The sequence below is a fragment of the Kribbella sp. NPDC056345 genome, assembly GCF_042262745.1.
Classification (GTDB): Bacteria; Actinomycetota; Actinomycetes; order Propionibacteriales; family Kribbellaceae; genus Kribbella.
On record NZ_JBHJQQ010000015.1, the window covers coordinates 62,121 to 82,483 of the forward strand.

The window sequence follows — 20,363 nt, forward strand, 5'->3', positions numbered from 1 at the left end:
GAAGATGGGTGGTGCAGCGGGCTGCGGTTCCACCGGTGGAGGACCAGGAACGTAGTTCGGTCCGCGGAAGGGACTTCCTAGGTGTGGAGGCATGGGGGCTCCTACTACGGGAGGCGAGAGAACCACAGGAGGGAAGCGAGGGCGGCCAGGAGTGCGGCGGCCAAGGCGATTCCGGCTACCAGGTTGGTGATCTCGCGGGATTCGGTGGTCCAGCCGATGGAGGACTGGAGGTCGGAGTAGACGTCGCGGAGCTGCTCGTCGGACTCGGCTTCGTAGAACGAGCCTTTGGTGGTGTCGGCCAGCCGCTCCAGCGCCTGCGTGTCCGCCGGTACCGGGATCTCGCGACCGTCGATGTTGACCGTGCCTTCCGGCGTACCGTAGGCGATCGTCGACACCGGGACACCAGCCTGTACGGCGGCCTGCGCGGCCTCGTCGACCGGGCTGCCGGAGGTGTTTCCACCGTCGGAGAGCAGCACGATCCGGCTCGGCGGTGGGTCGTCGGGGTCGATGGTGCGAACCGCTTGCAGGCTCGTCAGTACGGCGTCGCCGATCGCGGTCGCGTTACTCAGTTGCAGACTGTTGATCGCGTCGACCGTGGCCTGGTGGTTGGTGCTCGGAGGCGCCACCACTGTCGCCGTCTGGGCGAACGAGACCAGCCCGACGTTGAACTGCTCCGGCAGGTCCTGCACGAACTGGGTCGCGGCCTGCTGGGCGACCTCGAACCGGTTCGGCGCGACATCGGTCGCGGCCATCGAGTTCGACACGTCCATCGCGACCAGCACGGTGGCGCGTTCCCGCGGAACGCGGATGTCGGCCACCGGACGGGCGATCGCGATCGTGAGCACGGTGAGTGCGGCGAGGAAGGCCGCGGCCGGCGCGTGCCGGCGCCAGCCGGGCCGATTCGGGGCGACCTTCTCCAGCATCGGCAGGGTCGCGAACCGGACGGCGTACTTGGTGCGTCGGCGCTGGGCGATCAGGTACGCCGCGACCAGGGCGGCGACCAGCACCAACAGCCAGAGCCACAGGGGTTGCTCGAATCTCATCGGATACCGGTCCTCGAAGTCGGGTGCCGGCGGACACTGGCCCGGCGGCGGGCGGTGGCGAACGCGGCGACGTCGCGCACCCAGTCGTTGTCGGTCCGCAGCACCAGATGCGCGGCACCCGCACCACGAATCGCCTGCGTGGTCCGGTCCCGGTGCGCGGCCATCGCGTCGGCGTACCGGCGGCGCAGTTTCTTGCTGCTCGTCTGTACTTCGCGCCGTCGCCCGGTCTCGGGGTCGACCAGCGTCAGCAGGCCGACCTCGGGGAGCTCGAGCTCGCGCGGATCGAGCACCTCGATCGCGAGCACCTCATGCCGCGCTGAGAGGCGACGCAAAGCATCAGCCCACCCGAGCGCGCCATCTGCAGACGCGGGATCCTGCGGCCCACGGTCATCGCGCGCCCCGCGGTCATCGCGCGGCCCGCCGAGCACGCCCAGCACGCCGCCCAGCCCACCCCCGCGGGGGCGTGATCGATCGGCGGCGCGACCTAGGGATCCTCCCCCGACGATCGAGGGCGCGAACGGGTCGTCGTGGAAGTCGGAGACGACCACGCGGAGGCCAGGTCGTGGGTGTTCGCGGTTCATGCGTGCGATAGCGCGGGCGAGGTCGGTCCGCGGGTATTCGCCCGGGGTTGCTCTGGGCAACGAAAGCAGGGTGCGCAGCGACCGCCGGAGCTGGACCCCGCCACCCGCTGCCGGAACCCGGCGCACCTCGTCGCCTACCGCGATCCGGACGCCCAGCCGATTGCCGGGACCACTGGCCAGCAGACCGAGCGCACCAACGATCGCAATCGCCAGGTCACGCTTCTCGCTGAGCGCGGTCCCGAAATCCATACTGGCCGACGCATCCAGCAGTGCCCACGTCTCCAGTTCCCGCTCGGCCAACGGCGCCCGCACGTGCGGGTCCAGCGAACGAGCGGTCACGTTCCAGTCCATCCGCCGTACGTCGTCCTGCCCGGCCTGATACGGCCGGGCCTCGTTCGGCTCACTCCCCGGACCGCTCCGCAGCCCGGTGACGTCGCCGTGCAGAAACCCTTCCAGCTTCCGCTTCACCGTCAGCTCGAGCGCACGCAAAGCACGCTCGCGGCCGGCAAGCAGATCAGGTCCGGTGTTCATGCCGCTGACTCGGCATCGGCTGGTACGACGTGAGGCTGCTCGATGGTGTGCAGGATCCGCGCGATCACCGACCGCGGGTCCACGCCATCCGCGAGCGCGTCGAACGTGAGCACCAACCGATGTGACATCACGTCCAGCGCGACGTCGTACACATCAGCCGGAAGCACATAGTCCCGACCACGCAGCAGCGCCAACGCACGACCCGCCGCGACCAGACCGAGGGTCGCCCGTGGGCTCGCCCCGAACTCCAGTACGCCGGCCAGATCCGCCAGCCCGTACTGATGCGGAGCCCGAGTCGCGTGCACCAGGCGTACGACGTACTCGGCCACGGCGTTGTGGACGAACACCTCTTCCGTTGCCTGCTGCAACTGATGGACCTGCTCCGGAGTCAGTACGCCGTTCGCGTGCGGACGCCGAGCGCTCATCCGCTGCAGGATCGTCAGCTCCTCGAGCGGACTCGGATAATCGACGGTGATCTTCAGCAGGAACCGGTCGCGCTGCGCCTCGGGGAGCGCGTACACGCCATCGGACTCGATCGGGTTCTGGGTCGCGAGGACCAGGAACGGGTCGGGCAGCTGGTAACTCGTGCCGCCGATGCTGACCTGGTTCTCGGCCATTGCCTCGAGCAACGCCGACTGCACCTTGGCCGGGGCCCGGTTGATCTCGTCGGCGAGGACCAGGTTGGCGAAGATCGGGCCGAGCTCGGTGTCGAACCCCTCGGTCGACGGCCGCCAGATCCGGGTCCCCATGATGTCGCCCGGCACCAGGTCGGGGGTGAACTGCAGCCGGGCGAACCGGCCACCGATCACCTCGGCCAGCGTCCGGACCGCCAGGGTCTTCGCAACCCCGGGCACGCCTTCGAGCAGACAGTGGCCTCGGGCAAGTAACCCGACCAGCATCCGCTCGACCAGATGGTCCTGCCCGACGACGACCCGCTTCACCTCGAACAACGCGTGTTCGAGGGAAGCGGCCGTCACGCCGGGACGCGCGACGTGGGTCTCACTCATGCGTTATCGGCCGGGTTCTGCTGAGGCTGGGCCTGGCCCTGGGCGCCGCCCTGCTTGTCCGGGCAGTCGCGACCGTCCCGTGCGGTGGTCCCGCTGCCGTCCTGCGGAGTGGTGCTCGGGTTGTCAGCAGCCGGGGTGCCTTCCTCGACGACTACGTAGCCCTGGTCAGGCGCCGGGTCGTTCCCGGCCGCGTAGGCGATGCCACCGGCACCGAGGGCTGCCACGGCGACCGCCGTACCGAGGAGGATCCGCTTGCCTGGGAAGTTCATGAACAACTCCTTCGTCTCGAGTGGTCACCACTTCATCAAGCAGCCCCGAAAACGACCGGAAAGCAGAACGAAAGTCCGGCGAAAGAGCAGAACGCCGTACGACGCCTGCCCCAGTACCTTGGTGTCGTGCGACTACTGGTGGTTGAGGACGAGGAAGGCCTGGTCAGCGCGTTGCGCTCCGGACTCGGGCGGGCCGGCTATGCCGTGGACACGGCACTGACCGGCGCCGAGGCGGTGGAGAAGCTGGCGACCACGGCGTACGACCTGGCGATCCTGGACATCACGCTGCCGGACACCAGCGGCCTCGACCTGTGCCGGGCAGTCCGCCGCGGCGAGATCGAAGTGGCGTCCGGGCGGGAGTTGCGAGTGCTGATGCTGACAGCGCGCGCCTCGCTGGCCGATCGGGTCCGCGGCCTGGACGAAGGCGCCGACGACTACCTGACCAAGCCGTTCGCGCTGGTCGAGTTGCTGGCCCGGATCCGCGCACTGCTGCGCCGCGACGTGACGAACGGCAGTACGCAACTGCATGTCGGCGACCTCGTCCTCGATTCGGCCCGCCACCTCGCCACCCGGAACGGTCGCGAACTCGCGCTGACCTTGAAGGAGTTCGGCGTACTGCGGTATCTGATGTCGCGCCCCGGTCATGTCGTGTCGGCCGAGGAGCTGCTCGAACACGTCTGGGACGAGAACGCGGATCCGTTCACCCAGAGCGTCCGGGTCACCGTTGGGACGTTGCGCCGCAAGCTCACCCAGGACGGGGAAGAGGCAGTGCTGGAAACAGTGATCGGCCGCGGCTACCGGCTCCGAGGTGAAGAGACATGAAGCTCCCCCCGTGGACCCAGACGATCCGCTTCCGGCTGACACTGACCTACTCCGCAGTGCTGATCGCACTGTCGGCGTTGATGCTCGGCGGCGTCTACTTCGCGCTTCGCGCCTACCTGGATCCGCAGCCGCTGAACCCGATCACGGTCAAGAAGATGTACAAGGACCACAACGGTGAGTTCCAGGTCAAGGACGGCTCGAAGTTCGAGGCCGCGGACATCGCCAGCGTGCAGTCCGCAGTCAACTTCCAGACATTGGAGACCCTGCGGAACTACTCGGCCGCCGGGATGGGCGCGTTGTTCCTGGTCAGCCTCGGGACCGGCTGGTGGTTGTCCGGGCGGGCCTTGCGGCCGGTACGGCGGATCACCGCGACCGCGCAGGAGATTTCGGCCACCGACCTCTCCCGGCGGATCGCACTCGAAGGTCCGCGCGACGAGCTGCGGAACCTCGGTGACACCGTCGACGACATGCTCGAGCGGCTGGAGTCCGCCTTCGTGGCGCAACGCCAACTGGTCGACGACGCCTCGCACGAACTGCGCAATCCGCTCGCCGTGATCCAGGCGAACGTCGACGCCGTACTGGCGCACGACGACACCCCGCCCGAGGACCGGGCCCAGGCGACAGCGATCGTGAGTCGCGCGATCCAGCGGATGACCCGACTCGTCGAGGACCTGCTGGCCTCCGCACGCCGCTCGTCGCCGGCGTTCGTGGACGCCGACGTGGACCTGGCCGCGATCACGAGTGAGGCGGCCGAGGAGTACGAGCTGCTCGCCGCCGATCGCGAGCTCCACGTCGTACGGCGGCTCGCGCCCGGCCCGATCACCGCCGGCGACGCGTCGGCGCTGCGGCGTGCTGTCGACAACCTGCTGTCCAACGCGGTTCGCCTCGCCCGGGGCGGTAGCCAGCTGGTGCTGGCGGTCGGCAGCCAGAACGGGTGGGCCTGGATCGCCGTCCGCGACGAAGGACCCGGTATCGCGGCCGACGACGCCGACCGTGTGTTCGACCGCTTCTTCCGGTCCGGCACCCAACAACCACCCGCCACCGTCCCGTCAACCGGCCAGCGCCGGGCAGGCCTCGGTCTCGCGATCGTCCGGCAGATCGCCGAATCCCACGGTGGGACGGTCGCCCTCCATTCCGAGCTGGGCGTCGGAAGCACGTTCATCATCTGGCTCCCCGACCGCTCGCTGACCGACGACGTCCGCCGTACTCCCACCCCACCGTCAGAGGACCCGCTCGGCCCTCGGCTCTGACAATTCGTCCTAGGTCGAAGGGGTTCTGGTACCGGGAACCGATAGTGCACGCTCGGCTTCATGCGTCGAGTGCTGGCTGTGCTGGTGGTGCTGGGTCTGCTCGCGGCCGGGCTGCCGGCCCAGGCCGTGCCGATCGGCGGCGGTACGCCGATGGCGCCGGGCTACGCGTTCTATCCCCGGGTGATCCGGCTCGAGCATCAGGCTCAGGGCAACGGGACGCTGGTGTCGGCGCTGGTGACGAACGACGGCGACTGGATCGGCGCGATCCACCACAGCACGGACAACGGGCTGACGTTCAAGCAGGTCGGGCGGGTCGCCGATCCGCTCAACCACAAGGGTATGTGCTGCCACACCTTGTACGAGCTGCCGCAGGCGGTCGGTGAGATGCCGGCCGGCACGCTGCTGTGGGCCGCGTCGATGGGCGCCGACGAGGGCACCAACCGCCGGATGAAAGAGCATGTCTGGAAGTCCGCCGACCAAGGGAAGACCTGGACGTTCTTGGCAGAGGTGGACGAGTCGCCGAGTTCGGCCGGGACCTGGGAACCGGAGTTCACGGTCACAACCGATGGCCGGCTGGTGATGTTCTACTCCGACGAGACGGATGGGGTGCACAGTCAGAAGCTGGTCGAGCATGCGACCACCGACGGTGTGAACTGGACGGGGCCGCGCGATGTCGTGGCGCTGGCCGACCCATCGGCTCGGCCGGGGATGGCCGTCGTACGGAAGGTTCCGGACGGTACGTATCTGATGAGCTACGAGATCTGCGGACCCGGGCACAACTGCGAGGCCTACGTCCGTTGGTCGACCGACGGGTGGAACTGGGGTTCGCCGACCGATGCCGGTAACCGCGTCCGGACGGCCGACGGGCGGTACCCGGGCAGTACGCCGACGATCACGGTGGCGGGGAATACCGTCGTACTGAACTCGATGCGGGTGCGGAACGCCGACGGGTCATTCGCGGCCGGGGACGGGCGGATGTTCTTCGGGAACGCGGCCAGTGGGCACGGGGACTGGTTCGAGGTGACGGCACCGGTGCAGATTCCCGACCCGGGGAACGGGGTGTGCCCGACGTGGAGCAATCCGTTGCTCGGTTCGGCGGATGGGAAGTCGGTGTTCCAGATCGCGACCGACTACGACGCGGGCGGTACGTGCCGGGCCTGGCCGGGCGCGGGCGCCGCCGTACCGGTGGGGAGTCGGTCAGCTGTTGAGTCGGGACAGACGTTCGTGACGCAGTACCAGCAGCACTTGTTTGCGACGGCCTCGGGTGGCACGTTGCGGCACTGGTTCTGGGACAGCCGGGACGGGATGCACAGCGACACCTGGGGTACGGCGGTCGCCGGGCAGCCGGTCGGATTCCTGTACGGCGAGCAGCAGCACGCGTTCTGGCGATCGACGAGCGGGGTGTTGGAGCACTCGTTCTGGGATCCGGCGAGCGGCAGCTATCACGACACCTGGGGAACCGGCTTGGGCGGCGACCCGGCCGCACTGGTGAACGGCAACGCCCAGCACGCCTGGGCAGTCGATGCCTCCGGCAACCTTCAGCACTGGTGGTGGACGCCGGGACAGGCCGTCCGGCGCAACACCTGGGGCAGTGGGCTCGCCGGACGACCGAGCGCGTTGCTGGTTCAGGACGCCGAACACATCGTCGTACGGACGACCGACGGCCGGATCCGGCACACCTGGTGGACGGGACCGCAGGGGTTCCGGAGCGAGACGATCGGCAGCGATGTCACCGGCGACCCGATCACCGCCCAGATCGGCGACGCCCAGCACATCTGGGCCACCACCTCGAACGGCGAACTCCGGCACTGGTGGTGGAACGCCCGCGAAGGCTGGCGAACCGACGTCTGGTCCACGGGTGCCGCCGGCCGCCCCGCATTCCTCCAGGTCGGCGCGGCCCAGCACGTCTGGCACCGCACCACCACCGGCGACCTCATCCACGTCTACTGGTCGCCGAGCACCGGACTCGTCCGCGAAACCTGGGGCACCGGCATCACGGGTGATCCCAGCGCCGCTTCCGTCGGCTCCGCCCAACACGTCTGGTCCCTCGACGCCAACAACGCCGCCCAGCACTGGTGGACCGAAGGCTCGTCGATCCGTCACGACACCTGGGGCTGACGCCTCCGCATCGCCGCCAGCGAGCCGATCACGAAAACCACCGCGAGCCCACCGGAAAGGTACTTCGGGAAGGTCGTGTCGAGGTCCCAGTCCGCAAGCGCCATCCGGCCCGGGTGCTCCCGGTCGTACCGGATCTCGATCGGCTGCCCCACCACCGCCTGCTGGAAGAGCCCGGTGCTCGCGGTAACCTTCCGCCCCTCCCGCGTCGTGTACTCGACCTTCATGCTCTGCCGCCGCCCCGAGTCGTCCACCTTCACCACGGTCCCGGTGACCACTTCGCCCCGCTCCTGCAACCCGGTCAGCGTATGAACCTCCCACGCCCCCAGCACCAGGGACACCAGAGCACAGCAGAGCAGCAATACACTGGCGAACCCCACACGCCACTGGGCCTTGGGCCGCGTCCTCGTCACAGTCACGGGTGTACGACGTACGCCAGGCAGCTACGGATCCCTCAGAACCCACCCCTCAGCTTCCGTTGTACGGCGACGCGAGCAGTGGGCGGGTGTTGGTGAGGACCTGGGCGTAGTTGGCGCGGATCTTGGTGGCGTCGAGGGTGATGGCGGGTTCGGGTTTGCCGACGGGGATCTGCCAGGTGGGGAGGTCGCCGGTGAGGGCCCAGGCGGCCTGGCGGGCAGCACCGAGGGCGACGTACTCGGCTGGTTCGGGGAGGACGACCTCGGCGCCGAGCAGGGCTGGGGCCAGGGCCTGTACGGAGCGCGAGCGGGCACCGCCGCCGAGCAGCAGCAGGCGGTTGACGGGGATGCCTTGGGCGCGGAGGGCGTCGACGGCGTCGGCCAGGCCGCACAGTAGGCCCTCGACCGCCGCGCGGGCCATGATCGCGGGCTGCATGGTGGCCCGGGTGAGGCCGTAGACGAGGCCTGTCGAGTGCGGGAGGTCGGGCGTGCGTTCGCCGTCGAGGAAGGGCAGCAGAACGAGTCCCTGGCTGCCGGGCGACGACAGCGCGGCCTCGTCGAACTCGGCCAGCGTCATCCCGAGCAGTTCCGCGGTTGCCGACATCACGCGGGCGGCGTTCAGAGTGCAGACGAGCGGGAGGTATTCGCCGGTCGCATCCGCGAAACCGGCCACGAAGCCGGAGGCATCCGCGGTCGGGTGCGCGGAACGGGCGAACGCCGTACCGCTGGTTCCGAGCGAGATCGCGACATCGCCGACCTGCAGGTCCAGTCCGAGCGCGGCCGCCGCGTTGTCCCCGGTCCCCGCGCCCAGGGCAGCACCGGACGCCGTCCGGCCCACGATCTCGGCCGGGCCGGCCACCCGCGGCAACTTCAGCGACCGCCCGAACGCACGCTCGACCAGATCCTCGCGATAGCTGTTCGTCGCCGGCGACCACCACCCGGTCCCGGACGCATCGCCACGATCTGTCGTGATCCCGTCGATCCCGGACCGATCAGCCGCGAGCTTGTGAGTCATCCAGTCATGCGGCAGCACAACAGCCGCTGCACGCTCCACCGCCTCGCGCCGCGTTGCGAGGGAAGAGGCGGTCGGCATCTGCGCAACTTCCGACGCGCCAGAGGCAGCCGTGTCGCGGAGCCAGCGGAGCTTGGTGACGGTGAACGACGGCACCGGCATCGACCCGACAGCCTCGGCCCAGGCCTGCGGGCCGCCTAGCTCGGCGATGAGCTCGGCAGTCGCGTCGGCGGAGCTGGTGTCGTTCCACAGGACCGCCGGGTGGACGACCTCGCCGGCCTCGTCCAGCAGCACCATGCCGTGCTGCTGACCCCCGACCGCGATCGCCCCGACCCCGTCGAGCAGCCCGTCCGACGCGATCTCCCACGCCTTCCACCACTCGTGCGGATCGACCTGGGTCCCGTCCGGGTGCGGCGCCCGCCCCTCGCGCAGGACCGCGCCGGTCTCGGCATCGCACACGACCACCTTGGTCGCCTGGGTGGAACAGTCCACCCCGGCCACCAGTCTCGGCTGAGTCATTCCGGCTCCCTGAATTAGTTTGGGGACCAGCCTAAAGCGCCTCGAGCGTTGCGCGCGCCCCGATCTCGTGGAGTGACTGCAGAGCCGCGGTGTACTCCTGGACAAACCGGGGGTCGGCAGCGAGATCACCGAAGAGATCCGGGTCCGAGATGAAGACCAGCGGGTCCTCGCGGTTGTGCTGGGCGCGCTCGACCAGCTTGTCGCGCAACCGGTCGACCACCTCGATCGGCTCACCCCGCTCATCCGACCCCTCGGCGTACCGGGCCCAGGAAGCGACCACCAGGGCCGACCGCTTGATCTCGCGCCCCGCCGCGAGCTGCTCGCGGATGACCGGGACCAGCCACTTCGGGATCCGGTCGGAGCTCTCCGCACACAGCCGGGCGAGCGTGTCCTTGACCTCGGGATTCGCGAACCGCTCGATCAGCTGATGCCGGTACCGGTCCAGGTCGACCCCAGGCACCGGCGGCAGCGTCGGCGTACCCTCCTCGGTCATGTAACCGAGCAGGAAGTCCACGAACAGCTTGTCCTGGCACACCTCGTGCGCATATCGGTAGCCGGACAGGTACCCCAGGTAGCACAGCGCCTGGTGCGAAGCGTTCAGCAACCGCAGCTTCATCAACTCGTACGGCTCGACGTCGTCGACGATCTGGACGCCGACCTCCTCGTACGGCGGTCGCACGCCCCCGAAGTCGTCCTCGAGCACCCACTGGGTGAACGGCTCACACACCACCGGCCAGCCGTCCTCGATCCCGAACGCGTCGGACAATGCGGAGCGATCCGCATCGGTCGTGACCGGGGTGATCCGGTCCACCATGCAGTTCGGGAACCGAACGTCGTTCTCCAAATATGTCGCCAGCGCAGGATCCTTCAACCGGGCGAAGGCGGCCAGCATCTTGCGCGCGACATGCCCGTTCCCCGGGATGTTGTCGCACGACATCACCGTGAACGGCGGGATCCCGGCCGCCCGCCGCCGGGCCAGCGCCTCGACCACGAATCCGAACGCGCTCCCCGGCGTCGCGCCCGGTTCAAGGTCGGCCTCCAGTCCGGACGTGTCCAGCTCGCCCGTCACCTGGTTCACATGGTAGCCACCCTCGGTGATCGTCAGCGACACGATCCGCGTGGCCGGATCCACCAGCCGATCCAGTACGGCGTTGGCGTCGTCCGGTGCGAACAGGTAGTCCACGATCGAGCCGATCACCCGCGGTTCCAGCGTCCCGTCCGGGTGCTTGATCACCAGTGTGTACAGGTGATCCTGCGCGGACAGGACGTCGTACATGCGCTTGTCCTGCGGCAGTACGCCGATCCCGACGATGCCCCAGTCGAGCGCCTTCCCGTCGTTCATCAGCGCGTCGAGGTACATCGCCTGGTGGGCCCGGTGGAACCCACCGACCCCGAAGTGCACGATCCCCGGCGTCACCGCCGTACGGTCGTAGGAAGGCACAGCGATGTCGAGTGCATTCAAGGCGCCAGTGTTCAGTTGGGTCACTTGACCGCTCCCAGCGACAGCCCTTGGACGAGCTTGTCCTGGGCCGCGAAGCCGGCGATCAGCACAGGCAACGAGACCACGATCGACGCGGCACACACCTTGGCGAGGAACAATCCTTGGCTGGTCACGAACCCAGTCAAGAACACCGGCGCCGTCTGCGCCACTGTGCCGGTCAGCACCCGGGCGAACAGCAGCTCGTTCCAGCTGAAGATGAAGCAGATCAGCGCGACCGACGCGATCCCCGGAGTGACCACCGGCGCGACCACGGATCGCAAGGTCCTGCCGAGCGATGCCCCGTCGACCGACGCCGCCTCGAGGATCTCCACCGGTACCTCGGACAGGAAGCTGCGCAGCATCCAGACCGCGATCGGCAGGTTCATCGAGGTGTAGAGAATGATCAGCAGCCAGATGTTGTCCAGGAACCCGACCGACTGCGCGAACAGGTAGATCGGCAGCAGACCGGCCACCACCGGCAGCATCTTCGTGGACAGGAAGAAGAACAGGACGTCGGTCCACTTGCGTACCGGCCGGATCGACAACGCGTACGCCGCCGGGAACGCCAGCAGGATCACGAAGGCCGTGGACAGCACACTCGCGGTCAACGAGTTCGCCAGCGACGGCCAAGGACCGGTGTCGAAGAACGCCTTGTACCCGTCGATCGTCAGCGGAGCCCCGAGGTCCGGCGGATTCTTGGCCGCGTCCTCCTCGGAGTGGAACGAGGTCAGCAGCATCCACAGCACCGGCATCACGAACAGCAGACCGACAACCCACGCGAGCCCGCTCAGCGCCCAGCCACCACCACGACGCTGATGCCCCTTGACCATCGTGATCTGCCCGCTCATCGTCCGGTCTCCTCTCGGAACAGCGTGGATACCGACCGCAGCGCGAAGGTCGCGATCGCGATCGTGCCGATCACCACGATGACGCCGGCGGCTGAGGCCCGTCCGTAGTCGTGAGCGGTGTAGAAGGTCTGGTAGATCGTGTACGGGAGGTTCGACGTACCGAGACCGCCCGAGGTGATCGTGAAGACCGCGTCGAAGTTCTGCACCACGTAGATCGAACCGAGCAGCGCGGACAGCTCGAGGTACTGGCGCAGGTGCGGCAGCGTCATGTAGCGGAAGATCTCCCACTGGTTCGCGCCGTCGATCCCGGCCGCCTCGATCACGTCCAGCGGCCGGCTCTGCAGCCCGGCCAGCAGGATCAGCATCATGAACGGCGTCCACTGCCAGACCAGCGCGAAGATGATCGACCACAACGGCTGGTTGCTGATCCAGTCCGGCTGTGGCGCGTTCTCCCCGAAGATCCATTTCAGGACCCCGTTGAACAGCCCGTACGTCGGGTTGTACAGCGCGTGCTTCCAGAGCAGCGCGGCCGCCACCGGTACGACGAGGAACGGCGTGATCATCATCGTCCGGACCGCACCCCGGCCGCGGAACTTGCGGTCGAGCAGTAACGCGATCCCCAGCCCCAGCAGGAGGCTGATCAGTACGACGCCTGCCGTGAGCAGGATCGTCACCCAGATCGCGTGCCGGGTGTTCGCGTCGGTGAGCACCCGGCGGAAGTTGTCGATCCCGGCGAACCCACGCTCGTCGGGGTAATAGGCGTTCCAGTCCATGAAGGACGTGATCAGCGTGACCACGAACGGCAACTGGGTCACGACGATCATGAAGATCAGTGCCGGCAGCAGCGGCGCCCGCCGGGCCCAGTCCCCGGTCTTGCGCATCAACGTCTTGTCCCCGGAGTGCTTCGGCTTGGTAGCCGGCGCCGGCTTGATGTCAACAGACATGAGCTACTCCCCTCACTTCGCCGCGCGCGAGCGGTACCGCTCGGCGACGTCGTCGGCGAGCACTTGCCCGCGTTTCAGCGCTTCTTCGACGCTCATCCGCCCGGCGATCGCTGAGCTCACGTCCTGGCTGACCTGGGTGCCGAGATCCGGGAACTCCGGGATGTCGACGAACTGGATCCCGATCGCCGGCCGCGGCTGCGTCCCCGGGTTCTTCGGATCGGCAGTCTCGATGGCCGCCTTGGTCGGCGCCGCGAAGGCCCCGGCCTCCTTCAGGTACGCCGGGTTCTCGTACGTCGATGCCCGCTTACCGGCCGGGACCCGGGACCAGCCGAGCTTCTCGCCGACCAATTGCTCGTACTCCTTGCTGGAGGCCCACGAGATGAACTTCCAGGCGTTGTCCTGCTTCTTGCTGGCTTCCTGGATGCTCCAGGACCACGCGTACAACCAGCCGGAGCTGTCGGTCTCCTTGACCGGCGCCGGGGCGTAGCCAATCTTGCCCTTCACCGGCGAGTTCGGTGCCTCGAGCGATCCGGCCGCCGAGGTCGCGTCGTACCACATCGCGACATTGCCCTGGATCAGGTTGTTCAGGCATTCGGTGAAGCCGGCCTGTGGTGCGCCCGCCTCGCCGTGGTTGCGGACCAGGTCGACGTAGAACTTGGTGGCCGCGGTGAACTCCGGTGAGTTCACCTGTGCCTGCCAGTCCTGCGTGAACCAGGTGCCGCCGAAGGTGTTCACCACGGTGGTCAGCGGCGCGAAGAGCTGGCCCCAGCCGGGCTGACCGCGTAGACAGATCCCGCGCATGTTGGGCTGGGCCTTGTCGACCTTGGCCGCGATGTCGGCGACCTCGTCCCAGGTCGGTTTGGCCGGCATCGTGACGCCCTTGGCCTCGAGCACGTCCTTGCGATACATCAGGAACGACGACTCACCGTAGAACGGTTCGCCGTACACCTTGCCGTCCTCGCCGGACAGTGACTCGGTCATCGGCTTCAGGATGTCGTCCTGGTCGAACGACGGGTCCTTCGCGATGTGGTCGGACAGTGGCGCGATCCACTTGCTCTTGGCATAGATCGGGATCTCGAAGTTGCTCAGGGTCGCGACGTCGTACTGACCGGCCTGGCTGGAGAACTCCTGGCTGATCTTGTCCCGGACGTCGTTCTCCGGCAGCACGGTGAAGTTCACCTTGATCCCGGTCTGCTTGGTGAAGTTCTCGGCGGTGAGCTGCTGCAGATCGACCATCTGCGGGTTGTTCACCATCAGCACGTTGATGCTGTCGGCGCCGCCACCACCGGCGCCACCGCCCCAGCCGGCACAGCCACTGACCGCACTCACCAGAAGTGCGACACCGACCGCTCCGACACGTTTTCCCTGTCTCGGCACGAGCCACTCCCTCACCGCTCATTTGAGCAAGCTTCCGCTCACTGCCACGAGTGAAACGGAATCGGGGTTGACCTGTCAAGAGTCTGTGCAACACTGGTGCACAGCTCCGCTCATATGAGCGCACGGTTTTTGGGGAGGCGGAATGGAGCCCATCACGGGCGGTCCGGCACAGCTCGTGCTGACGGCGTCGATCGCGCGCCGGTACTACGTCGACGGCCGGTCCAAGGTCGAGATCGCCGACGAGTTCCGGCTCAGCCGGTTCAAGGTCGCGCGGTTGCTCGACCAGGCCCGCAGCAGCGGGCTGGTGCGGATCGAGATCAGCCATCCGGGCAACGTCGACCTCGACCTGTCCGCCCGGCTCCAGGAGACCTTCGGGCTCCGCCGCGCGATCGTCGTCGACACCCCCGAGGTCGAGCCGGCCGCCCTGCGTCTGCAGCTCGGCAAGGCCGCGGCAGAGCTGCTGACCGAGATAGTCACGGCGAACGACGTACTAGGCCTCGCTTGGGCGCGCGCCGTCACGGCGATGACCGACCAGCTCACCTCACTCGCGACCGTCCCCGTCGTACAGCTCACCGGGGCGCTGACCCGGCCGGATGTCGAGGCCAACTCGGTCGAGCTCGTCCGCCACACCGCGCGGCTGTCCGGCGGACCGGCGTACCTGTTCTATGCGCCGCTGGTGGTGCCTGACGCGACCACGGCTCGCGCGCTGCGGCAGCAGCCTGAGGTGGCTGAGGCGATCAGCCATTTCGACGCGGTCACCAAAGCCGTTGTGGGGTTGGGCTCCTGGGCTCCCGGGCAGTCGACGCTGTACGACGCGATGGACGCGGACGCGTGTGAGCAGCTGCAGAAGCGTGGCGTCGTGGCAGACATCTCCGGGGTGTTCGTCGACGCGAAGGGTGTCCCGGTGCAGAGCAAGGTGACCGATCGGGTCATCGCGATCAACGCCGAGCAGATGAACGCGATCGACGAGGTGATCGCGATTCCGTACGGCCTGGCGAAGGTCGAGGCCGTCCGTGCCGCGGTCCGCAGCGGTCTGGTGAACGGGATCGTTACGCACAGTCCACTCGCACGCGCCTTGCTGGACGAGGTTCCCTAGCCCACCATGGGCGAGGTGGAAACCCCCTTACTCGGTGGCACTGCCAACCGGGGACTGGTCGTCCGGGTCCGCGACACCGTCCGTCGGCCGCTCCGAGCCGGCAGTGCAGCAACGCACACCCTCCTCCAGCACCTCGAAGCAGTTGGCTTCGCCGGCGCACCGCGGTTCCTGGACATCGACGCGCAAAACCGTGAGGTGCTGTCCTACGTGCCGGGCGAGACCGTCACACCGCCGTACCCATCCTGGTCCATGACGGACGAGGCACTCGACAGCGTGGCGGTCCTCCTGCGCGACTATCACCAGGCCGTTGCGGGATTCCCGGCAGCCGACCTCACCTGGAACGAGCCGGTCCCGGCGGCGTACATCGACGGCCTGATCAGCCACAACGACCCAAACCTGGACAACATCGTGTTCCGGGATGGCGTCGCGGTCGCACTCATCGACTTCGACCTGGCCGGACCGGGGTCAGCCCTGTGGGACGTGGCCGCCGCGATCCGCCTGTGGGCGCCGCTCCGGCCGGAGGACGACATCCACGACGTGCGGCGAGGTCGTGCGCTCAGTCGGTTGCGTCGGTTCGCGGACACCTACGGACTCGACGAGGCTGACCGCCTTCGGCTCGTCGCGGCAACGGCCGACAACCACGTCTGGTGTATGGACTACGTCCGCCGCGGCTCGGAGACCGGACACCCCTGGTTCCACCAACGCTGGACCACCGGCGAAGCCGCCCTGACCGCCCGCACCGCCGCATGGTTCACTCGCCAGTCTCAGACACTGCAGGACGCCTTGCTGCAATAGCTTCCTGCTGGCCTGCGTAGTAGTTCTCCTGCAGCTTGCGGATGAAGTGCGGCAGGAACACAGCCGGACCGACCGGCCACGCCTGACCACCGTCTTCCAGGAAGCTGAGCACGAAGGCGACCACTGTCAGCCCGATCAGCAGGATCCAGCCGTTCCGGCACACCCACGGACCCTCGTCGGAGATCAGCCCCCAGCGGGTCACCGCCCCGACGAGCAGCAGGCCGGCCGTGAGCGCCAGCACCACCAACGTCCCGCCGTACGTCCAGCCGTGCGATTCCTGCCACGGATCGTCATGGCGAACCGCCCGCACGAGCTGCACCACCCCCGCGACACCGATCAACGCGTAGGCGGCGGCTCCCAGCTTCAGCTTCGGCACGCCTGGTTATCGGTGAGGAGGCGCTGGTGTTACGGCACCAACGACAGGAGGTAGTTGTGTACGTATACCCGCCGGTGAGCGTGAGCAGCCCCACGCCGGGCGCCTGCCCCGGGGACACCTCCTGTCCTTCGTGCCGGAGAATGTGCGGGTGAGTGCGCGTGTGGTGTTGCTGGCGGGGCCTTCGGGGGCCGGGAAGTCGCGGTTGGCGGAGCTGACCGGGCTGCCGGTGGTGCGGCTGGACGACTTCTACCGGGACGGTGACGACGAGGCGATGCCGCGGTCGCCGCTCGGTATCGTCGACTGGGACGACCCTGCCTCCTGGGACGGTGACCGCGCGGTCGCGGCGCTCGAGCTGCTGTGCGCGACCGGTCAGGCGGATATGCCGATCTACGAGATCTCCGCGGACGGGACCGTCGGCCACCGGGAGTTCAGCACCGAGGGATCCCCGCTGATCATTGCCGAGGGCATCTTCGCCGACCAGATCACCGGCGAACTCAGGGATCGCGGCCTGCTCGCACTGGCGATCTGCGTCCGGCACCACCGCCTGGTCACCTTCGCCCGGCGGTTCCAGCGCGACCTCCGCGAGCACCGCAAACCGCCGTTCACCCTGCTCCGCCGCGGCCTCCTACTCCTCCGCGACGACCCCCAGGTCGTCCGCCGCTGCGTCGAGGCCGGCTGCGACCCCATGACCCCCAAGGCAGCCCTCCGCCGGATCCGCGCGTTGGTCGCCGGATCCCCACGCCATCACAATTGACCTCCCCGGCCCCGCTCCACGCTCAGCACCGCGCCGCGAGCGCATTTGTGATGGCCTGGAGGTCCGCGGGCGTTCGGCCGTTGTTCACCTTTGCCTGCTCGGATGGGCACTGTGAACCGTTCGGCTCCTGGTATAGCCGTCGTTGTGACCGCCCTGCTGCTCGGCATGACCGGCTGCGGCAGTGACGCGGGCGCCGCGGTGCGCCCCGCCGACACGCCGGTGCCCAAGGTGGCTGAGCAGACCGCGAAGAGTGCGCTGGCCGGCCTGATCGTGCTGCCACGCAGTTTCGGGGCCGACCCGAAGCACACCACCGGCCCCTTCAGCACCGAGAGTTACATAGCGAACTTCTCCGCCGACCCGGCCCTCGACCGTGCCCTGCTGCTGAACTCAGGCTTCGTCGAAGGCTACCGGGCGAGCCGGCTCAGCCCGGACAAGAAGAAGCGCTATGTCGTTGAGCTGTTCAAGGCGGCAACCCCGGCCAAGGCGAAGATCCTGCAGGACGGTTTCTGGCGCCAGGAGCCCCGCAATCACCCCTTCCGCGTCCCCGGTGCCCTCAGTAACGCGCACGCGGCGTACGACGCAGGGACCGAGAAGAACGAGGCGATCGCCGAAGCCAGCATCGTGGTCGGCTCCCTGGTCGCACTGCTCTCCGTCCGCCAGTCCGCCCCGCTCGGTACGTCGGTCCGTCCGGACACCGCCCTGATCACCGACCTGGCCGAACGCCAGCGCGCCCGTCTCACCAGCAACTCCAGCTGACGGTCGCGTACGAGCTACCCGAAGTGGCGCTCGCGGGCTAGTTCATCAGCCCACCACCGTCCGTACCGTCGGACAGGTGAAACGACTTGGGGTTGTCAGCGGCGCCATCAGCTGGTTCGGCGGCATGGTGCAGTTCTTCCTGCTGATGGCTCTCGTCCAGTTCGCCTGGACGACGCCGTACAGCTGGGCCGGCAACAACATCAGCGACCTCGGCAACGTGCACTGCGGTGACTTCGGCGGCCGCTATGTCTGCTCACCCTTGCACACCTTGATGAATGTCTCGTTCACGACCGGCGGGATCCTGATCATCCTCGGCGCGATCCTCACCCACGACGCCTGGCCACGCACCGTCGTCGCGCGACTGATCCGATCGTTGCTAGTAGCAACAGGCGCAGGCTGGATGACAGCCGGCCTGTTCCCCGCCGACGTCAACGAGAACCTGCACGTCATCGGCGGCGCGTTCGTCATCTTCGTCAGCGGCAACCTCGCCCTGCTGCTGACCGTCTTCCTGCACACCGGACCGTTGGCGAAACTCCGATGGTGGGGCTTCGCCTTCGGTCTCCTCGGCCTGTCCGCGATGCTGCTGCACTTCACCGGCAACGGCCTCGGACTCGGTGTCGGCGGCATGGAACGCGTGACCGCCCACGGCCTCCCGATCTGGCTCGGGATCGCCGGATTCCGCCTGTTCCTAACCGATCCGGTCGATCACGAGCGGGCCGGCCTCGTACGACGTTGAGACCTCGACCGCGTCGGTCAGCGACTCCAGCGCCCGCTCGAAACGGCTCGCGTCGTCCGCATGCAAGGTCAGCAAGGGCTCACCGGCCTTGACGGTGTCGCCAGGCTTCGCGTGCATCTCGATGCCGGCGACCGCGGAGACCGGGTCCTCCTTGCGAGCCCGACCAGCGCCCAGACGCCACGCGGCAACCCCGACCGCGAGCGCGTCGAGCTTGGACAGGACGCCGGACGACGGTGCTAGTACGACGTGCTGCTCCGGAGCGACCGGCAGCTCGGCAGACGGGTCGCCGCCCTGGGCCGAGATCATCGCGCGCCAGGCGTCCATCGCCGTACCGTCTCGCAGCTTCTCCGCCGGGTCGACATCGGTCACGCCGGCGGCTGCGAGCATCTCGCCGGCCAGGGCGATCGTGAGCTCGACGACGTCGGCGGGACCGCCGCCGGCCAGTACCTCGACGGATTCGCGAACCTCCAGGGCGTTTCCGGCGGTCAGACCGAGCGGGACCGACATGTCGGTGAGCAAGGCAACGGTTTTCACGCCGGCATCGGTGCCGAGAGCAACCATCGTCTCGGCCAGTTCGCGGGCGTCGGCGAGGTCCTTCATGAAGGCGCCGGAGCCGACCTTCACATCCAGCACGAGCGCACCGGTGCCCTCGGCAATCTTCTTGCTCATGATCGAGCTGGCGATCAGCGGGATCGCCTCGACGGTCCCGGTCACGTCGCGCAGCGCGTACAGCTTCTTGTCGGCCGGCGCGAGACCGTCACCGGCCGCGCAGATCACCGCGCCGACGTCCTCCAGCTGGCGCATCATCTCGTCGTTCGACAAGGCTGCTCGCCAGCCTGGGATCGACTCGAGCTTGTCCAGCGTGCCGCCGGTGTGACCGAGGCCGCGGCCGGACAACTGCGGTACAGCGACGCCGCAGGCCGCCACCAGGGGTGCCAGCGGCAGCGTGATCTTGTCGCCGACCCCGCCGGTGGAGTGCTTGTCGGCCGTCGGGCGGGACAGCTTCGCGAAGTCCATCCGCTCACCGGACGCGATCATCGCCGCGGTCCAGCGGGCGATCTCGCGGCGGTTCATCCCGTTCAGCAGAATGGCCATCGCCAGTGATGACATCTGCTCGTCGGCGACGTCACCGCGCGTGTAGGCGTCGATCACCCAGTCGATCTGCCCGTCGCTCAACTCACCGCGATCCCGCTTGGTGCGAATCACGTCGACCGCGTCGAAGCTCACTTCTCCTCCAGAAACTCGGGCCCGAACGCCTCAGGCAACAACTCACGCAACGGCCGGCTCCCGGACGCCGTCTCGATCTGCAGGCTTGGCCCGCCGTGCTCGTGCAACAACTGTCGGCACCGCCCACACGGCGTCAGCAGCTCCCCGTTGTGGTCCACACAGGTGAACGCGACCAGCCGCCCACCCCCGGTCCGGTGCAACTCCGACACCAGCCCGCACTCGGCACACAGCGTCAACCCGTACGACGCGTTCTCCACGTTGCACCCGGCAACCACCCGCCCGTCCTCCACCAGCGCCGCCGCCCCCACGGCATACCCGGAGTACGGCGCATAAGCCCGCCCCATCGCCTCCACCGCGGTCTCCCGCAGCACCTTCCAATCCACATCCACCACCCCAGCATCCCCCACAA

Annotated in this window: 21 protein-coding genes; 8 read left to right on the forward strand and 13 right to left on the reverse strand. The window is 68.2% G+C overall.

What is annotated here, in order from left to right; genetic code table 11:
• Positions 1 to 104 precede the first annotated feature (104 nt).
• The 4 genes from ACFCV3_RS35950 to ACFCV3_RS35965 are packed head-to-tail and all read right to left on the reverse strand — an operon-like array spanning position 105 to position 3,431.
• Positions 105 to 1,043 carry a VWA domain-containing protein gene (locus ACFCV3_RS35950; RefSeq protein ID WP_376038115.1) on the reverse strand — a complete coding sequence of 313 codons (939 nt, stop codon included), beginning with the start codon at positions 1,041 to 1,043 and terminating at the stop codon, positions 105 to 107.
• Positions 1,040 to 2,155 (reverse strand): DUF58 domain-containing protein, encoded by a 1,116-nt coding sequence (locus tag ACFCV3_RS35955; protein WP_376038118.1) that lies wholly within the window; start codon positions 2,153 to 2,155, stop codon positions 1,040 to 1,042. The genes ACFCV3_RS35950 and ACFCV3_RS35955 overlap by 4 nt, the downstream gene beginning before the upstream one ends.
• On the reverse strand, positions 2,152 to 3,162 hold the full coding sequence (locus ACFCV3_RS35960) for an AAA family ATPase (RefSeq protein WP_376038120.1): 1,011 nt from the start codon (positions 3,160 to 3,162) through the stop codon (positions 2,152 to 2,154). The genes ACFCV3_RS35955 and ACFCV3_RS35960 overlap by 4 nt, the downstream gene beginning before the upstream one ends.
• Positions 3,159 to 3,431 (reverse strand): hypothetical protein, encoded by a 273-nt coding sequence (locus tag ACFCV3_RS35965; protein ID WP_376038122.1) that lies wholly within the window; start codon positions 3,429 to 3,431, stop codon positions 3,159 to 3,161. Before ACFCV3_RS35965 ends, ACFCV3_RS35960 begins: the two co-directional genes overlap by 4 nt.
• Positions 3,432 to 3,557: 126 nt before the next feature.
• Here ACFCV3_RS35965 and ACFCV3_RS35970 point away from each other — a divergent pair, with 126 nt between their 5' ends.
• From ACFCV3_RS35970 to ACFCV3_RS35980, 3 genes are read left to right on the forward strand one after another with little or no spacing between them, the layout of a single operon-like run.
• Positions 3,558 to 4,253, forward strand: a complete 696-nt coding sequence (locus ACFCV3_RS35970) for a response regulator transcription factor (RefSeq protein WP_376038125.1) — start codon at positions 3,558 to 3,560, stop codon at positions 4,251 to 4,253.
• Complete coding sequence (locus ACFCV3_RS35975; protein ID WP_376038127.1) at positions 4,250 to 5,503, forward strand: sensor histidine kinase; 1,254 nt, start codon at positions 4,250 to 4,252, stop codon at positions 5,501 to 5,503. Before ACFCV3_RS35970 ends, ACFCV3_RS35975 begins: the two co-directional genes overlap by 4 nt.
• A 60-nt stretch (positions 5,504 to 5,563) precedes the next feature.
• Positions 5,564 to 7,621, forward strand: coding sequence for a hypothetical protein (locus tag ACFCV3_RS35980; RefSeq protein ID WP_376038128.1), 2,058 nt, complete (start codon positions 5,564 to 5,566; stop codon positions 7,619 to 7,621).
• Here the strand turns inward: ACFCV3_RS35980 and ACFCV3_RS35985 are convergent.
• The 6 genes from ACFCV3_RS35985 to ACFCV3_RS36010 are packed head-to-tail and all read right to left on the reverse strand — an operon-like array spanning position 7,603 to position 14,214.
• Positions 7,603 to 8,037, reverse strand: a complete 435-nt coding sequence (locus ACFCV3_RS35985) for a DUF3592 domain-containing protein (protein WP_376038130.1) — start codon at positions 8,035 to 8,037, stop codon at positions 7,603 to 7,605. The genes ACFCV3_RS35980 and ACFCV3_RS35985 overlap by 19 nt on opposite strands.
• Positions 8,038 to 8,086: 49 nt before the next feature.
• On the reverse strand, positions 8,087 to 9,565 hold the full coding sequence (locus tag ACFCV3_RS35990) for a xylulokinase (RefSeq protein ID WP_376038131.1): 1,479 nt from the start codon (positions 9,563 to 9,565) through the stop codon (positions 8,087 to 8,089).
• Between the two features lie 31 nt (positions 9,566 to 9,596).
• Positions 9,597 to 11,027 carry a mannitol dehydrogenase family protein gene (locus ACFCV3_RS35995; protein ID WP_376038132.1) on the reverse strand — a complete coding sequence of 477 codons (1,431 nt, stop codon included), beginning with the start codon at positions 11,025 to 11,027 and terminating at the stop codon, positions 9,597 to 9,599.
• 20 nt (positions 11,028 to 11,047) lie between these two features.
• The gene (locus tag ACFCV3_RS36000) at positions 11,048 to 11,893 is read right to left on the reverse strand and encodes a carbohydrate ABC transporter permease (protein WP_376038134.1); all 846 of its coding nucleotides are present in this window, start codon (positions 11,891 to 11,893) and stop codon (positions 11,048 to 11,050) included.
• Positions 11,890 to 12,837, reverse strand: a complete 948-nt coding sequence (locus ACFCV3_RS36005) for a carbohydrate ABC transporter permease (RefSeq protein ID WP_376038136.1) — start codon at positions 12,835 to 12,837, stop codon at positions 11,890 to 11,892. Before ACFCV3_RS36005 ends, ACFCV3_RS36000 begins: the two co-directional genes overlap by 4 nt.
• Positions 12,838 to 12,849: 12 nt before the next feature.
• A complete protein-coding gene (locus ACFCV3_RS36010; protein WP_376038138.1) occupies positions 12,850 to 14,214 on the reverse strand; it encodes an ABC transporter substrate-binding protein in 1,365 nt (454 codons plus the stop codon).
• 142 nt (positions 14,215 to 14,356) lie between these two features.
• Between ACFCV3_RS36010 and ACFCV3_RS36015 the strand changes: the two genes are divergently transcribed.
• Together ACFCV3_RS36015 and ACFCV3_RS36020 are read left to right on the forward strand one after the other, a co-directional pair.
• The gene (locus tag ACFCV3_RS36015) at positions 14,357 to 15,310 is read left to right on the forward strand and encodes a sugar-binding transcriptional regulator (RefSeq protein WP_376038140.1); all 954 of its coding nucleotides are present in this window, start codon (positions 14,357 to 14,359) and stop codon (positions 15,308 to 15,310) included.
• 6 nt (positions 15,311 to 15,316) lie between these two features.
• Positions 15,317 to 16,105 carry a phosphotransferase gene (locus ACFCV3_RS36020; RefSeq protein ID WP_376038142.1) on the forward strand — a complete coding sequence of 263 codons (789 nt, stop codon included), beginning with the start codon at positions 15,317 to 15,319 and terminating at the stop codon, positions 16,103 to 16,105.
• On the opposite strand, the gene ACFCV3_RS36025 is transcribed toward ACFCV3_RS36020, so the two are convergent.
• The gene (locus ACFCV3_RS36025; RefSeq protein WP_376038145.1) at positions 16,062 to 16,481 is read right to left on the reverse strand and encodes a hypothetical protein; all 420 of its coding nucleotides are present in this window, start codon (positions 16,479 to 16,481) and stop codon (positions 16,062 to 16,064) included. The genes ACFCV3_RS36020 and ACFCV3_RS36025 overlap by 44 nt on opposite strands.
• Positions 16,482 to 16,629: 148 nt before the next feature.
• Between ACFCV3_RS36025 and ACFCV3_RS36030 the strand changes: the two genes are divergently transcribed.
• From ACFCV3_RS36030 to ACFCV3_RS36040, 3 genes are all read left to right on the forward strand, one after another.
• On the forward strand, positions 16,630 to 17,235 hold the full coding sequence (locus ACFCV3_RS36030) for a uridine kinase (RefSeq protein ID WP_376038148.1): 606 nt from the start codon (positions 16,630 to 16,632) through the stop codon (positions 17,233 to 17,235).
• A gap of 144 nt (positions 17,236 to 17,379) precedes the next feature.
• The gene (locus ACFCV3_RS36035; RefSeq protein WP_376038149.1) at positions 17,380 to 17,991 is read left to right on the forward strand and encodes a hypothetical protein; all 612 of its coding nucleotides are present in this window, start codon (positions 17,380 to 17,382) and stop codon (positions 17,989 to 17,991) included.
• Between the two features lie 76 nt (positions 17,992 to 18,067).
• The gene (locus ACFCV3_RS36040; protein WP_376038151.1) at positions 18,068 to 18,727 is read left to right on the forward strand and encodes a DUF998 domain-containing protein; all 660 of its coding nucleotides are present in this window, start codon (positions 18,068 to 18,070) and stop codon (positions 18,725 to 18,727) included.
• Here the strand turns inward: ACFCV3_RS36040 and ACFCV3_RS36045 are convergent.
• Positions 18,680 to 19,954 (reverse strand): thymidine phosphorylase, encoded by a 1,275-nt coding sequence (locus ACFCV3_RS36045; protein WP_376038152.1) that lies wholly within the window; start codon positions 19,952 to 19,954, stop codon positions 18,680 to 18,682. The two genes, ACFCV3_RS36040 and ACFCV3_RS36045, sit on opposite strands and share 48 nt — an antisense overlap.
• Entirely contained in the window at positions 19,951 to 20,343 is a 393-nt protein-coding gene (locus ACFCV3_RS36050; protein WP_376038309.1) for a cytidine deaminase, read from the reverse strand. Before ACFCV3_RS36050 ends, ACFCV3_RS36045 begins: the two co-directional genes overlap by 4 nt.
• Positions 20,344 to 20,363 lie beyond the last annotated feature (20 nt).